The sequence below is a fragment of the Streptomyces sp. NPDC001393 genome (genome assembly GCF_053597455.1).
In genome coordinates, this window is sequence record NZ_JBSFIH010000068.1 from 24,053 (window position 1) to 38,508 (window position 14,456).

Here is a 14,456-nt window from a genome sequence, read left to right on the forward strand (position 1 = left end):
GGTGGACGGTGCACGGCTTGTGGGTCGCGTGCCACGGATGACCGCACGGCGGCTCCGCGGCAGGACCAGAAAGTCCGGGTCCGGGGAGCGGGCGTAGATCGAGATCGTCGCCCGTCGCCCGGCTGCACAGCCGGCACTCCAAGGAGATGCCCCGCCCGTTGCAATCGTTCGCATTGCGGATAGTCCGATGCGACGGCACGACCATCCGACCCCTTGACACCATGTGGCGCACTCCACAATATGTGGGCAGAGTGCAATCGATTGCCAAATCGTCTGGTCGCAGCTGCGGCCGCTGTGACGATCAGGCGACGGTTGTCCAGCCACTTGCCCTTCTCTCGATCGGTCGCAGCGCCTGAATCGGGCGGTGCCGCATCCGATTGCAAGGACCGGCCGGTGGGTGTGCCGTTCAAGTCGTACCGGTGACGCTGCGCAACCCGGCTGAAGGGACGGCGGCCGCGCAGCCCACATCCTCGCCACTGCTCCACCAGGTCCGCCCAACTCGGCTGCGGACCGGCCGACTCGGCCACAGGCCTGGTCGGTGCGACGACCTCACCACACGCCACTCACGAGGACCACCCATGAAACGCAACGCACGTCGCCGGAATGCCTTGACCGCGGTTGCCGCTGCCTGCGCGCTGGCCGGGACCGGCTGCGCCACCTCTGGCTCCGATGACGCCGGATCAGCCCACGGCCCGCTCGTCATCGGTGCCTCGGTGTCGCTCACCGGGGACTTCGCCGATTCCGGTCAGGCTGTCCAGCGCGGTTACCAGCTGTGGGCCGACTCCGTCAACGCCAAGGGCGGCCTGCTCGGCCGCAAGGTGCAGATCAAGATCGTCGACGACCTGTCCAGCCCCACCCAGGTCATCACCAACTACCAGAATCTCATCAACCAGGACCATGTCGACCTGGTGTTCGGCCCGTTCTCCAGCCTGCTGACCATACCGGCGGCACAGGTCGCCAAGCGGTACGGATACGCCTTCCTCGAGCCGGCCGGCGGTGGCCCGAAGGTCTTCGAACAGCACCTGAACAACCTCTTCTTCGTCCAGCCGGCGCCCTCCACTCGCTCCGGTGATGTGTTCGCCAACTGGATACTGTCGCTCCCGGCCGACAAGCGGCCGAAGACCGCCGCCTACGCGGAGCTGGACGACCCGTTCGCCGCCCCGGTCGCCGAAAGCGTCCGGGCCAAGTTCGAGGCCGCGGGCATCAAGACCGTGTACAAGCAGGTGTATCCGGCCGAGACCCAGGACCTCTCTCCGGTGATGTCCGGTGTTGCCGCAGCTCACCCGGACGTCCTGGTCGGTGGCACCCAGACGCAGGACGCCTACCAGCAGGTCAAGGCACTGGTACAGCTGCACTTCAACCCGAAGTTCATGTTCCAGTCGAACGGCGCGAACTCCCCGCAACAGTTCCCCGACAAGGTGGGTGCCGGCAACACCACGGGCGTCATGTCCTCCGGTGACTGGTATCCGGGGTCCACTGCACCGGGAAGCGCCGGATTCACCGCCGAGTACCTCAAGAAGTACGGCGGCACCCCGCAGAAGATCGACAACACGTCCGCCGAGGCCTACGCCTGCGGGCAGTTGCTGGAAGAGGTCGCCAAGAAGACCGGCAAGCTCGACAACGCCACGATCACCCAGTCCCTGCACTCGGGGAGCTGGCCCACTCTGCTCGGGAACATGGCTTGGAGGGCCGACGGCTCTCCGACCGGCGAGTTCTCCCTCGTCCAGTGGCAGGGCGGCAAGCTCGTGCCCGTCTACCCCGCGGGTGTCGCCCGGGTCGCCCCGGTCCACCCCAAGCCGAACTGGGGCGGGTGACACACGCCATGCACAGCCTCATCCAGGCGCTCATCCTCGGCCTGCTCACCGCCGGCGTCTATGCGCTCATGGCCTCCGGGCAGACCCTGATCTTCGGCATTATGAAGGTAGTCAACCTGGCGCAGGGAGCGATGGTCATCCTGGGCGCCTACCTGGCCTATCAACTCTTCACCTCCTTCGGCCTCGACCCGTTCCTGGCCATCCCGATCACCACGGTCGTGATGTTCGCGCTCGGGGTGGCGGTCGAGGTGTGCTTCCTGCGGCCGCTGAAGAGGGAGGACCGCTCCGAACTCAGCCTGCTCGTCACCTTCGCCGTCGCCCTGCTCGTCGAGGGCGTCATGAGCGTGGTGTGGAAGACCAACTACCGAAGCATCAGCACCTCCTACAGCAACGCCAGCTGGTCCGTATTCGGCTACCAGATCACCTTGGTGCGGCTGTGGGGCTTCTTGCTCTCGCTCGTCGCCCTCGGCCTTCTGTATCTGCTGCTGAACCGGACGCGTTTCGGCCGGGCCGTGCGCGCCACCGTGCAGAACCCGGATGCCGCCCGCCTGCTCGGCGTCGAGGCCCAGCGCGTGTCCGCCCTCGGCTTCGGGCTCGGGTCGGCAACCGCGGCAGCAGCCGGCTCCGTCTACGGACTGCTGTATCCGTTCAACTCCGGCAGTCACTACGACCTGATCTCGTTGCTGCTGTCCATCGTCCTGCTCGGTGGTCTGGGCAGCGTGGTCGGGGCCGTGATCGGTGCGGTGATCGTGTCGGTCTCCTCCGCCGTGGTCGCCTCGACACTCTCACCGTCCTGGTCCGGGATGACGTACTTCGTCATCATCCTCCTCATCCTTCTCCTGAGGCCGCGAGGCCTGTTCGGCACCGCGACCCGGGGGGCCATATGAAAGCGTTCCGTGGCGCAGCAATCGCCATCGTCTTCTTCGGGCTGATGGCGGCCCTGCCGTCGTTCAATCTGGCGCACTGGGCGCTCAACATGCTGATCTTCACCCTGATGTTCGCGGTGATGTCCAGTGCCTGGAACATCGTCGGCGGGTTCGCCGGCTATCCCTCCCTCGGCCACGCCGCCTTCTTCGGTATCGGCGCCTACGCGGAAGGGCTGTGGTTCGCCCACCACTCCGTCACCAGCGGCTACGAGCCGTTCTGGGCGCTACCGGTGATCGGCCTGCTCGGTGCCGTCCTCGGCCTGCCCATCGCCGCAGTGGCGATGCGCACTCGGGCCGATGTCTTCGCCATCGTCACCATCACGCTTCTGTTCGTCACCCAGACCCTTGCGTTCAACCTGCACGGCATCACTGGAGGCGCACAGGGGCTGGCCCTGCCACAGCCGCCCTTCTCGGGAGCCGGATTCGACCGGCCCTTCTACTACGTCCTGCTGGTGCTGCTCGCGATGGTGATGGCAGTCACGTACGCGATCATGCGCACCAAGGTCGGACTGAGCCTGGTCGTGATACGCGCGGACGAGGACAAGGCTCGCGGCATCGGCGTTCGCACCACCGGAGTCAAACTACTGGCCTTCGCCCTCAGCGTCGGCTTCACGGCCATGGTGGGCGCGGTGTGGGGCTACTACGAGGGCTTCATCTACCCGCAGTTCGCCATCGACCCGCTGATCACGATCGCGATCGTCCTGATGACCTTCCTCGGAGGTCGTGCCACCTTGTGGGGCCCGGTCATCGGCGCCTTCATCCTGGAATCCGCCCAGCAGTACCTCGCCTACCAGCTCGGCGGCAGCCAGGTCTACCTCATCGCCTACGCCCTGGTGTTCCTGCTGATCATGCTGCTACTGCCGCGGGGCATCCTGCCCACCGTCCAGGACCGGATCCGGCGGCGGAGTCGGGCCAGAGTCGTCGCCGCCGGCCTGTCCACCCCGCGAACGGCCCCTGGCGCCCCCGTGCCGACGACAGAAGGAGGGCACTTGTGACCGCACTGCTCGAGGTGACCGACGCCACCAAGTCCTTCGGCGGAACGCGGGCGGTCGACTCCTGCTCGTTCGCCGTCCAGCGCGACACCGTCACCGCCCTCATCGGCCCCAATGGGTCGGGCAAGACCACCCTGTTCAACCTGATCACCGGATACCTGCGGCCCGACAGCGGCCAGGTACGGTTCAACGGGCGTGAGGTCACAGGCCTGGACGCCGGTACTCTCTACCGGCGCGGCCTGTCCCGCACCTTCCAGCAGGCCCGGGTCTTCCCGCAGCTGAGCGTCGAGGAGAACCTGGTGGTCGCCGGCGGCTACAGCTGGCGGCAACTGCTGACCCGGCGGGTGAGCCGAGCCGACCGGCAGCGGGCGGGCCGACTGCTGGAGGAGTTCCGGCTGGCACCCGTCGCCGACCTGCTGGCCTCGGAACTCTCCTACGGCCAGCGCAAGTTGCTGGAGTTCGCCGCAGTACTGATGAGCGACCCGGAGCTGGTGCTCCTGGACGAGCCCACCGCGGGCGTCAACCCGGTCATGATCGAGACTATGGAACGCCACATCCGGCAACGGCACGCGGCTGGAGTCACGTTCCTCATCGTCGAGCACGACATGACCTTCGTCATGCGACTGTGTGACCCGGTCATCGTGCTCGACCAGGGAAAGCGGATCTTCACCGGCACACCCGACGAGGTCCAAACCAATTCTCTCGTCCTCGACGCCTACCTGGGGAGCTGACCATGGCCCCGATCCTCACCCTGGACGCCGTTGTGGCCGGATACGGTGCCGGCGACATTCTGAAGGGCGTGCACCTGACCGTCGAACCCGGCACGGTCACGTGCCTGATCGGCCCCAATGGTGCAGGGAAGTCAACCGTTTTGAAGACCATCAGCGGGCTGCTGCGGCCGAAAGGGGGCACCGTCGCCTTTCGCGGCAAACCCCTGGGCAAGCTCTCGCCCAGGGAACGGCTGGGGCTCGGTATCGTCCACGTTCCCCAAGACCGCAGCTTGTTCCCGGCGATGAGCGTGTGGGACAACCTCCTCATGGGCGGCTACACCCTCAAGGACCACAAGGTGGTGCAGACCCGCATCGAACGCGCCGTCGAGGCCTTTCCCATCTGCACCAAACGGGCGCGGGAGCACGCCGGTTCCCTCTCCGGCGGCGAGCAGAAGCAGGTCGAACTCGCTCGGACCCTGATCCTCGACCCCGCACTCATCCTTCTCGACGAGCCCTCCATCGGCCTGGACCCCAAATCCCGGCAGCAGGTCTTCACCAGCATCCGGCAACTCGCCACCGACGGCCGCACCGTGCTCCTTGTCGAGCAGAACGCACGCTCCGGTCTGGCCGCCTCCGACGTCGGTGCCGTCCTCGAAGCAGGCCGGGTCCGCCTCGTCGCCAGTGGTGCCGAACTGCTGGACGATCCTGAGGTGGCACGCCTCTACCTGGGAGCCGCGCCGCGATAGGTGGCACGCCAACGGTTCCTTACCCGCAAGCCCTGCCCACGGACACCGACCGCGGGCAGGGCAGCGGCCATTTCCGGGCCGCCACCCGTGGTGGCAGCCCGGCAGCTGCGATGCCCTTGCTCTATTTGGCTTCCTCGCTCTTTTGGCGTTGCTGTCCTCGCCTGCCTTCACCAGTCCCCGACGTCCCCTCGCCGGGAAGCGCTTGGTGCTGGCAGGAGCGAGCAGCCCACCTGTTTCTGTCGCTTTCCCCATTTGCCAGGCCCCTGGTGTGCAGGATGGCACAACAGCCGCCAGCCGGTTGCCCGCCAGTATGCGGCGGGCGTCAAATGGCCAGGGGCCGGAAACGCAGCCGCCGCTCGGGAGCGGCTTCCGCTGAGTCCCGGAACCTGTGATCGGATCAGAGACTGCCCGGGCGGACCAGGCCGGTCCTCTTCACCCCGGTCAGGATGGGGGTGACCTCAAGGGTGGTGATGTGTTCGAGGGCGCCGATGGTCTCGCTCAGGAAGCGGTAGAGCGCGTCGAGGTCGGTTGCCGCGACGGCCACAAGGAGGTTGGCCGAGCCGGTGGTGGCGGAAGCGAAGCGGACCTGTGGGTGGCGGCTGAGCTGCTGGCCCGTTTCCTCCAGTCCGCCAGGTGCGACCGTGATCCACAGGAGTGCCTCGGTCCGGACGCCCAGCCGGGCCAGATCGACTTCGGTCGCGAGTCTGAGTACCTGGCCGTTGACCAGTGCCTCTACCCGGCGGCGAGCGGTCAGGGCGGTGGTGTTGGCGCGGCGCGCGAGGTCGGTGTAGGGGGCGCGGCCGTCCTCGATCAGTGCGGTGATCAGCTGGTGGTCGAGGGGCTGTAGGACGGGGCGGGTAGGTGCCGCGGACAGGTCGGGCCGCAGGCTGGTCAGTTCGGTCTGTGTCAGCAGGCCGCCGCTCCAGTCGAAGGCGGCCGGGAAGACCCGGAGCAGGACGTGCGAGGTCCAGGACTGGACCGCGGGGGTGGCGGGCAGGTCGCGCAGCAGCAGGTTGTTGCGGGCGTCCGGTCCGTCCAGGAACAGGATGGTGCAGATCTCGTCGCCGCCGCCGAGGACGTCGACCCAGATGGTGTCGGGCCGGCGGGCGAGGGTGGCGGCGATGGCGCTGATCCGGTTGGGCCGGCAGCGGATGCGCAGGGCCAGCGGAATCAGCTCGGGGAAGTGCACAGGGTTGCGTACGGCCGTGGCCCGCAGCGTCCCGTCGCCGAACAGTGGTGCAGCCCGGCGTACGACAGTGCGCTCCGAGATGCCCAGGACCCGGCCGACCGTGCGCCACGAGGCGCGTGGTGCGGCCAGCATCGCGGCGGCGATCCGACTGTCCGTTTCATTCAACAGATGGCGCACTCTCTCCACAGGCCGAGATCCTATGTCCTTTTTCCTCGATCCAGATGGTCATTTCTGGCTCAGATTCTCGCCTCGGCTTAGAAGCGTCTCAGAGCAACCGAGACGAGAGAGCAGGTGAGCACGATGACCGGCATCGAGCACACGGTGGTGGACACCGACCGGGGCAAGGTCAGGGGAGTCGCGGAGGGCGAGGCGGTCTCCTTCCGGGGAATCCCTTACGCCGCGTCGCCGGTCGGCGAGCTGCGGTTCGCGCCGCCGCAGCCGCACCCGGGCTGGACGGACGTGCGGGACGCGGCCAAGGCCGGCCCCTCCGTTCCGCAGGCGGCCTCCCGGCTGGAGAAGGTGCAGGGGCAGCGCGTGCCGGACTGGAACGAGGACGGCAGCCTGACCGTCAACGTCTTCACTCCACGCCGGGCGCTGGCGGACGGTGCGGCCCGACCCGTCCTGCTCTGGTGGCACGGCGGCGGCTTCACCAGCGGCTCCGGCGGCTGGGACTGGTACGACGGCGGCCGCCTCGCCGCGCTGGGCGACATCGTGGTCGTCACCGCCAACTACCGGGTGGGACCGCTGGGTTACCTCTACCTGCCGCAGATCGGCGCAGCCAACCTCGGCCCCCAGGACCAGGCCGCCGTGCTGCGCTGGGTGCAGAACAACATCGCCTCCTTCGGCGGCGACCCGCGCACGGTCACCGTCGGCGGGCAGTCCGCCGGAGCGTACTCGGCCCTGTCGCTCGCGCTCGACCCCGAGACGAACGGGTCCATCACCCGGGTGCTGCTGCAGAGCGGCCCCTTCGGCCTGAACCCACAGGATCCGCACCAGGCCGCCGAGAACGCCGACGCCTACCTGCGCCTGCTGGACATCCCAGTCGGCACTGATGCCGCGAAGGCCCTGCGTGCCCTGCCGGCCGAGCAGCTGCGGGACGCCTACGGCCGGCTCTCCGTCCAGCTCGCGGCTCCGGGTAGCGCGGCTCCGCCGATGTACCCGGTCCTCGGTGCCCCCGGCATGCCCCGCACCCGGCAACAGGCGCTCAATGACGGCGCTTTGGAGGGCAAGACCCTGCTGATCGGCACCACCCGCGACGAAGCGACGGCCTTCTTCGCCTTCGACCCCCGCATCCAGAACCTCACCACCGAAACCGCCCTGGACGTCCTCACCGCCCAGGTCGGCCGACAGGCCGCCCAGGACGTCTACCAGCAGCACGCCGCCCGCCTCCCGCAGGCGACACCGGCGCAGATCTTCACCTCGGTGCAGACCGACGGCCTCTTCCGCGACGGCTCGCTGGAGATCGCCGACCATCACGCGGCCGGCGGCAACACCACCTACGTCTACCAGTTCGACTACGCCCCCGCCGAGGACCCGTACGCCCTGGGCGCCACCCACTGCGCCGAACTGCCCTTCCTCTTCAACACCTTCGACGCCTACCCCGGCAGCCCCGTCCTCGCCGGCGCCGGCGACGCCCAGCGCACCCTGAGCCTCGAATTCGCAACCGCCGTCGCCGAATTCGTCACCACTGGAACGACCAGCGACTGGCTGCCCTACGCGCCCGCGACCGCAGCCCGCATCCGCCACTTCGGCTGAGAGAGGAGACCGTCATGAAGCACATCTTCCGCACGCCGACCATGCCTCACTGGGCCGAGTTCCTCACCTTGCTGGTCACCATCTACTCCTCGGACCGGCTGTACTCCCTGACCATCGGCGACCGTTTCGCGAACTGGAACCAGTGGGTACGCCCATTCCCCTTCACCCTGGCCTCCATCGCGCTCCTCGTCTTCTTCGTGATGCCGGGCGCCGGAAGGCTCTGGAAGACCCTGTACGCCAAGGCCCTGCACACGGCCGCCGCCCACTGAACGCGGCCGATGGCCGGTGTCCCGCACCCGTGGGACGCCGGCCATCGCGTCTTCACAGCGGTAAGAACCCAGGCGGCTATGTGTGACGGGCGTCACATGTTGGGCTTCGTCGACTGGCGTTGGGGCGCGGTCAGCGGGTTCGCCTCGGGGCTGCTGCTCCTGCTCCAGGACCGCCGTCACGGGGTCGACCTCGACGCGCTGATCCTGGAGGCCAGCACCATCGTGTACTTCGTGTTGGTCGGCGCCGTCGCCGTCGCACGGCCGCACTCGTCCCTGTCGCACCACACCGACGTCCTCTCCTTCGCCTGGCTGGCCGCCACGGCCTGGGGGACGCTGGCGATCCGCCGCCCCTTCACGCTGGGCATCGCCAAACGCCAGACGCCGCGTGAGTTCTGGGACATGCCGGAGTTCCTCCGCGTCAACAACCACATCACCAGCGCGTGGGGCACCGGCTTCACGTTCATCGGCGTCAGCCTGGCCGTCGCGGGCGCGGCGGATGCCCCTGCCTGGGTGGGCATCGCCGCCCATGTCATCGGCCTCGTTGGCCCCGCCGTCTTCACGAAGGTCTATCCCGCCCGCGCCGAGGCGCGCCTGCAGGCCGCCCAGGCGCCGGTCACGGTCGTACCGCAGCAGTCGCCGTAGTCCACCGAAGGAGTGCGTACACATGAGCACTGAAGCAAGGAACGTCGTCCTGGTCCACGGCGGGTTCGTCGACGGTTCGGGCTGGAAGGGGGTCTACGACCTGCTGACCGCCGACGGCTACACCGTCACCGTCGTGCAGAACCCCACCCTCTCCCTCGACGGCGACGTCGCCGCCACCAAGCTGATCCTCGACGCCCAGGACGGCCCGACCGTGCTGGTCGGCGTCCTGAGCACGCCGGGCGAACGCTGCCACCCCTTCCCAGCCGTGCGGCAGAACCGGGACAAGGGCATCACCCAGCATCTACGCCACGTCGTGGCCAGCCACTCCGTCACCATCTGGGAAATGGACGTCACCAACCCCGTCGGCGTCCCCGATCCCTGCCCGCCGACCCTCGCCTGGCTCATGATCCGCCGCAACAGACGAGTCCAGACACTCCGCGTGGTCTTCCCCCAGCTACAGCGATAAAGGGCCGGCGGATTCAGTAGCGAACGGCGCCAAGCACACCGAGTTGCGCACGCCCGTCGTGCGCAGGCGCGATCGGCGTACAGGGAGTGACGCGACGTACGGCGGTGCGTCCGCACAGCCCCAGGCCGGACCGCCCCGCCTCAGGGATCACGGGACGATGCGAGCGGAGCGGCTGCGCTCCTGCGTCCGTCCCGATCGACGTTGGCGCATGATCCGTATATCGTGGTGCACACATGGCGTGTTTCCTGCGCGGTCGATCCAGATATGGCGGCGAATTACCGAACGGCTTCTACAACAGTCTCGTCAGCGACACCTTCGAAACGCTGCGAGCTGAGGGAGAAGACGATGTCTGATCACGGAGCCGACCTGCTGATCCGCGCCGGCGCGGTGCACACCCTGGTGCCCGGCCAGGTCCCGCAGCGGGCCCTGGCGGTGCGCGGCGACCGGATCGCGGCCGTGTCCGTCGACCCGCACGGTCTCGACCACCTGGTCACCGAGAAGACCGAGGTCCGCGACCTGCCCGGCGCGACCGTGCTGCCTGCCTTCGACGACACCCACACCCACCTGATCTTCGCCGCGCTCGGCGCCCAGGACGTCCCCGTCCACCAGGCCCGCACCATCCCCGAGTTCCTCGACCTGATCCGGCAGCGGGCCGCGGTCACCCCCGAGGGCGAGTGGATCCGCACCACCACCAACTGGCAGGAACTCAACCTGGCCGAGCGCCGCATGCCCACCGCGGCTGAACTCGACACGGCGACCGAGCGGCACCCGGTCCTGGTCAAGCGCGGCGGCCACAACGACGTCGTCAACAGCTACGCGCTGCGCCTCGCGGGCATCACCGAGGACACCCCCGTACCGCCCGGGGGCACCATCGGCCGTGACGCCGACGGCAAGCTGGACGGCCGGCTGATCGACAACGCCCTGCACCTGGTGGAGCGCCTGGTCCCAGCCCCTGACCGGGCCGAGCGCATCGAAGGACTCCGCATCGCCACCCGCGACTACGCCGCCACCGGCATCGGTACCGTGCGGGACTGCGCGGTCACCCCCGAGGACTACCGGGTGCTCCAAGCCGCCCGCGAGGCGGGCGCGCTGCACATCAGGGTGCGCGCGTTGATCTCGGCGCTCGGCATGACCAGCGCGGCCCAGGTGGAGGACCTCCTCGACACCATGGAGGAGTGGCGCGACAACTCCGACCCATACCTGTCCGTGTGGGGCGTGAAGTTCGGCCTCGACGGCGGCCTGGAGGCCGGCGCCACCGAGGAGCCGTACGCCTGTGACCACTCCTTCTCCGGGATGCTGATCTGGGAGCCGGACGCGCTGGTCGAGGCGGTCGAGGCGGTGGTCCGGCGCGGCTGGCGGGTCGGCACGCACGCCTACGGCGACCGCGCGGTCCGCACCCTCCTCGACGTCTACGAACGCGTCCTGCAGCGCAACCCCGGCCTGCCCGCCGGCAGCCTGGTCATGGAGCACGGCGGCCTCGCCGGCCCCGAGCAGCGCGCCCGCGCCGTCGCCCTCGGCATCCCCGTCACCATCCAGCAGCCCCTGCTGCACGACACCGCCGAGGTCGAGGAGGGCTTCTGGGGCCCGGAACGCGTCGCCCGCCTCTTTCCGGCCCGCGGTTGGATCGACCTGGGTGCCCAGGTCAGCGCGGGTTCCGACTTCCCGGTCGGCCAGTTCGGCGCGATGCGCTCGGTGTGGGGCATGACCACAAGGCAGACGGTCATCGGAGTGAAGGGTCCCGAGCACGCGATCTCGTACGACGAGGCCCTCACCCTGCACACCACCCGGGCGGCCCACCTCACGGGCGAGTCCCATCTGCGCGGCACCTTGACCCCGGGCCGCTGGGCTGACTTCACGATCTGGGACCAAGAGCCCGCCCACTGCCCCGGCGATGCCCTGCGCGACCTGCACCCCACCCACACCTTCGTCGGCGGTCGCCTGGTCGCTCCCTCCGGAACCCGATAGGCGGGGGAGCATGTGCCGGCCCCCGAGCCCCTGGCTACCGCGGGCACAAGCGCCCGCGGTAGCCAACTGCCCGTGATGATCAGTCCACTTTGTGTCAGTGGCCATGTCCCGGCCGCGCGCGTGCCCGTTGGATGAACCCACCTGCTTCCGCCGGGCGCGAGACGCACAGAATCCGCCGCAGCCGCTACCGGGAGGCCCTCGATGACCACGCCGCGCACTCGCTCGTTCGCACAGGTCGACGTGTTCTCCACGATCCCCTACGGCGGCAATCCGGTCGCGGTGGTCCTGGACGGGACCGGCTTGAGCGATGAGGAGATGCAGCGCCTGGCGCGACCAGCTAGCCACGGCCAAGGAGGTCCTCGGCCTCGAACCCGACCTCTCCCTCATCCCGGACGCCATGGTCGGCGCGATCGGGGCCTATCCCGAGGGATCCGAGTACGACTTCGAGCTGCGCATCTTCGCCCCCGGAGCCGGTGTGCACGAGGACCCGGCGTGCGGCAGCATGAACGCCGCCGTCGGGCAGTGGCTCACCCTTCTGCGCGCCGACGACCTGACCGTCTTCCCGGTCACTGACCCGGCTGGCACCATCGTCAGCGTCGGCCGTCCCGGCCTGGTGGACACCGTTCTCGTCGCCAGCCGCGTGGTCAAACGCGACGGCGCGCTGGTGGACGTGGACCTCCCGGCGCTAAAGACCCGAATCCTTGAATCGCGCGACCGGATCGCCACGGCCGCCGGAATCCCGCTCGACGGCACATGGGATCCGCAGCCGGGATCGGAGTACCCCGGCTGTATCAGCGGTCGGCGCGGGTGACGAAGTCGCTGAGGCGGGCCCACATCGGCGGTGCGTTGGAGTACAGGGGAAGTGCGCGCAGTGGCTGAGCTCGGCGATGCGGCGCCGCCTTCGGCCAGTGTCGGGGGCACGATTGAGAGTTGTTCTGCTCCCCGTACATGAACATCTGCGACGCGCACAGTTCGAGGAAGCGGTCCAGCACCTTTCCGTGGTTGGAGAGCTCGACGACGGACTCGAAGAGCGGTCACGAGCCGCCGGGGCCAGGGGGAGGCGACCTCACCGCACCTTCGTGGCGGCTCTCATCGCAGGCGCCGATGAACGTGGTGCCGAGACCAGCCGTCGACTGGTCGTTCAGCCGTCCTGACGGCCCCCCGGTGCCTGATGGTCGTGCTCGACCTCGCGCTGGAATTCGGCGACGCGAAGGAGGGCCTGCTTGAAAGTGGCGTACTCCTGTGTGCCCAGAGCGCTGGCGTGGCGTTCCTCGATCGTGCGCATGATGGAGGCGGCGGCCTCCATCTGGAGCAGGCCGCGTTCTGTGGGACAGATCAGTTTGGCCCGGCGGTCCGCGGGGTCGGGTTTGCGTTCGACGTAGCCCAGGCGTTCGAGGTCGTCGATGACGGTGCCGATGACCTGCTTGTGCTGTCCGGAGGCGCGGGCGAGCTCGCTGGCACGGATGCCGTCGGTGCGTAGATAGGCGAGGACGGCGCCGGTGCGGGGCGGGATGTCATCGAAGCCCTGCTCGGCGAGCGCGGAGAACAGCTCGCGCTGGACGGAGAGGAGGACCCGGGCGGCGAGCATGCCGAGGTCCGGTTCCGTGGTGTGGTGCCCGTCCAACGCCTCTCCTGTCCCGGCGCGTCCGCCGCTGTGCTGGGTCACCAGCGATTTTATTCACCTGCCTCAGGGCTCGGACGGCGTCACGCGAATCCCGCATGACCGACCGGCGCTTGCGCTGCGAAAGGCCGGGGCGTAGCGTCAAAGTAGTCACTGATATTGACTATCAACACTGATGACTAAATCCACTGCGGCCCTACCCGAAGGAGCGGAAGATGAGCGCGCATAGCAAGTTTCTGGAACCGATCACCCGGGAGAACGCCGCCGTGGTGCTCGTCGACCACCAGGTGGGCCTTCTGTCCGGCGTCCGGGACATCCCGCTCGGCGAACTGAAGCACAACGTGGTGGCCATGGCGCGGGCGGCGACTGTCCTGGGCATCCCGCTGGTCGTCACCACCACCGCTGCGGAGAGCATGTGGGGGCCGACCATCCCGGAGCTGGTCAAGGCACTGCCGGCCGGATACAAGATCATCGATCGCAGCACGGTCAACGCCTGGCACGACGATCGGGTCCGCGAGGCCATCGAGGCCACCGGTCGGCGGAAACTGATCTTCGCCGGGGTGTCTCTCGAGGTGTGCGCGGCGCTGCCCGCCATCTCCGCGACGGCCGCCGGGTACGACGCGTACGTTGCCGTGGACGCCTCCGGTACCTTCAGCCAGGCCAAGCGCGAGGCGGGACTGCTGCGCATGCAGCAGGCGGGGGTCATCGTCTCCGACTATGCCACCCTCATGGTCGAGGCCCTCGCGGACAACGCGGCCCCGGAGTCCGCTGCCGTCTACGGCGCCCTCGACATGCCCTTCGCCGTCCTGGTCGGCCAGATCTCCGCGGCCTACCGGGCCTAGAAGCTCGTTCCGGTCGCAAGTGCGGCTGCGCGATGCCGGTCAGGTTGCCTTGGGGACGAGGACCTCACGCCGGTCAGGCCCGTCGAGGCGGGCCGCGTAGGCGCTGTCGCCCAGCGCAGGTGAAGTAGAAACGTCCGAAGAAGGGTCGCTCGGGTCCATGCGTTGCGGTGGGCGTTCGTGCACTGGCCGATGGTGGGCTCCGTTGCTTGAGCGTCGGTGCGGGAGGACGGAGCCCTTGGTGTCAGCCACGTTGTGCCTTGGGGATTCAACTTGCGGACGCCCAGGAAGCTGGATGCGGCGCTACCGGCCCGGTTGCAATCCCTCTGTTCCGCAGGTCAGGCGTTGGGATCGAAGGGGATGCCCGAGGGCATGGAGTGTGCCAGCGCGTAGGCGAAGTCGCCGTTCTTGATCTTGAGGGTGGCTTCGCCGAAGTCGGCGCTCATCAGCTTGTCCCGGAAGTCGGCTGGGTAGCCGTTCCAGCCCACCAGGCGGGGGTAGAACCAGCCGCCGGTCACGTTC

General features: G+C 68.6%; 14 protein-coding genes and 2 pseudogenes. 13 read left to right on the plus strand and 3 right to left on the minus strand.

Annotation, left to right across the window (positions count from 1 at the left end; all coding sequences use genetic code 11):
- The first annotated feature begins 578 nt into the window (after positions 1 to 578).
- Genes ACWC2T_RS40320 through ACWC2T_RS40340 form a run of 5 tightly spaced genes read left to right on the plus strand, consistent with a single transcriptional unit; the run spans position 579 to position 5,188 of the window.
- The gene (locus ACWC2T_RS40320) at positions 579 to 1,814 is read left to right on the plus strand and encodes an amino acid ABC transporter substrate-binding protein (protein WP_351208764.1); all 1,236 of its coding nucleotides are present in this window, start codon (positions 579 to 581) and stop codon (positions 1,812 to 1,814) included.
- Positions 1,815 to 1,822: 8 nt separating this feature from the next.
- Positions 1,823 to 2,701: a branched-chain amino acid ABC transporter permease gene (locus tag ACWC2T_RS40325; protein WP_351208765.1), complete on the plus strand. Its 879-nt coding sequence runs from the start codon at positions 1,823 to 1,825 to the stop codon at positions 2,699 to 2,701.
- The gene (locus tag ACWC2T_RS40330; protein ID WP_351208766.1) at positions 2,698 to 3,735 is read left to right on the plus strand and encodes a branched-chain amino acid ABC transporter permease; all 1,038 of its coding nucleotides are present in this window, start codon (positions 2,698 to 2,700) and stop codon (positions 3,733 to 3,735) included. The genes ACWC2T_RS40325 and ACWC2T_RS40330 overlap by 4 nt, the downstream gene beginning before the upstream one ends.
- The gene (locus tag ACWC2T_RS40335) at positions 3,732 to 4,463 is read left to right on the plus strand and encodes an ABC transporter ATP-binding protein (protein WP_351208767.1); all 732 of its coding nucleotides are present in this window, start codon (positions 3,732 to 3,734) and stop codon (positions 4,461 to 4,463) included. The genes ACWC2T_RS40330 and ACWC2T_RS40335 overlap by 4 nt, the downstream gene beginning before the upstream one ends.
- A 2-nt stretch (positions 4,464 to 4,465) precedes the next feature.
- Positions 4,466 to 5,188 carry an ABC transporter ATP-binding protein gene (locus ACWC2T_RS40340; RefSeq protein ID WP_351208768.1) on the plus strand — a complete coding sequence of 241 codons (723 nt, stop codon included), beginning with the start codon at positions 4,466 to 4,468 and terminating at the stop codon, positions 5,186 to 5,188.
- Between the two features lie 397 nt (positions 5,189 to 5,585).
- On the opposite strand, the gene ACWC2T_RS40345 is transcribed toward ACWC2T_RS40340, so the two are convergent.
- Positions 5,586 to 6,542, minus strand: a complete 957-nt coding sequence (locus tag ACWC2T_RS40345; RefSeq protein WP_387151933.1) for an AsnC family transcriptional regulator — start codon at positions 6,540 to 6,542, stop codon at positions 5,586 to 5,588.
- Between the two features lie 135 nt (positions 6,543 to 6,677).
- Here ACWC2T_RS40345 and ACWC2T_RS40350 point away from each other — a divergent pair, with 135 nt between their 5' ends.
- The 7 genes and pseudogenes from ACWC2T_RS40350 to ACWC2T_RS40380 all read left to right on the plus strand — a co-directional run bounded on the left by ACWC2T_RS40350 (position 6,678) and on the right by ACWC2T_RS40380 (position 12,285).
- A complete protein-coding gene (locus ACWC2T_RS40350) occupies positions 6,678 to 8,132 on the plus strand; it encodes a carboxylesterase/lipase family protein (RefSeq protein WP_450675287.1) in 1,455 nt (484 codons plus the stop codon).
- 14 nt (positions 8,133 to 8,146) lie between these two features.
- Entirely contained in the window at positions 8,147 to 8,401 is a 255-nt protein-coding gene (locus tag ACWC2T_RS40355; RefSeq protein ID WP_351251093.1) for a hypothetical protein, read from the plus strand.
- A 96-nt stretch (positions 8,402 to 8,497) separates the two neighbouring features.
- Entirely contained in the window at positions 8,498 to 9,043 is a 546-nt protein-coding gene (locus ACWC2T_RS40360; protein ID WP_234379096.1) for a hypothetical protein, read from the plus strand.
- A 22-nt stretch (positions 9,044 to 9,065) separates the two neighbouring features.
- Positions 9,066 to 9,266 (plus strand): annotated as a pseudogene (locus ACWC2T_RS40365) (alpha/beta fold hydrolase); the annotation flags it as partial.
- Between the two features lie 588 nt (positions 9,267 to 9,854).
- Positions 9,855 to 11,474, plus strand: a complete 1,620-nt coding sequence (locus tag ACWC2T_RS40370) for an amidohydrolase (RefSeq protein WP_351251095.1) — start codon at positions 9,855 to 9,857, stop codon at positions 11,472 to 11,474.
- Positions 11,475 to 11,675: 201 nt separating this feature from the next.
- Positions 11,676 to 11,762 (plus strand): annotated as a pseudogene (locus tag ACWC2T_RS40375) (phenazine biosynthesis protein PhzF); the annotation flags it as partial.
- A gap of 19 nt (positions 11,763 to 11,781) precedes the next feature.
- Positions 11,782 to 12,285, plus strand: coding sequence for a PhzF family phenazine biosynthesis protein (locus tag ACWC2T_RS40380; protein ID WP_067051784.1), 504 nt, complete (start codon positions 11,782 to 11,784; stop codon positions 12,283 to 12,285).
- Positions 12,286 to 12,615: 330 nt separating this feature from the next.
- On the opposite strand, the gene ACWC2T_RS40385 is transcribed toward ACWC2T_RS40380, so the two are convergent.
- The gene (locus tag ACWC2T_RS40385) at positions 12,616 to 13,140 is read right to left on the minus strand and encodes a MarR family winged helix-turn-helix transcriptional regulator (RefSeq protein WP_234379095.1); all 525 of its coding nucleotides are present in this window, start codon (positions 13,138 to 13,140) and stop codon (positions 12,616 to 12,618) included.
- Positions 13,141 to 13,310: 170 nt separating this feature from the next.
- Between ACWC2T_RS40385 and ACWC2T_RS40390 the strand changes: the two genes are divergently transcribed.
- Complete coding sequence (locus ACWC2T_RS40390; protein ID WP_067051780.1) at positions 13,311 to 13,937, plus strand: isochorismatase family protein; 627 nt, start codon at positions 13,311 to 13,313, stop codon at positions 13,935 to 13,937.
- Between the two features lie 335 nt (positions 13,938 to 14,272).
- On the opposite strand, the gene ACWC2T_RS40395 is transcribed toward ACWC2T_RS40390, so the two are convergent.
- On the minus strand, positions 14,273 to 14,456 hold a 184-nt coding region (locus ACWC2T_RS40395; protein WP_450675286.1), incomplete at its 5' end, for an NPP1 family protein.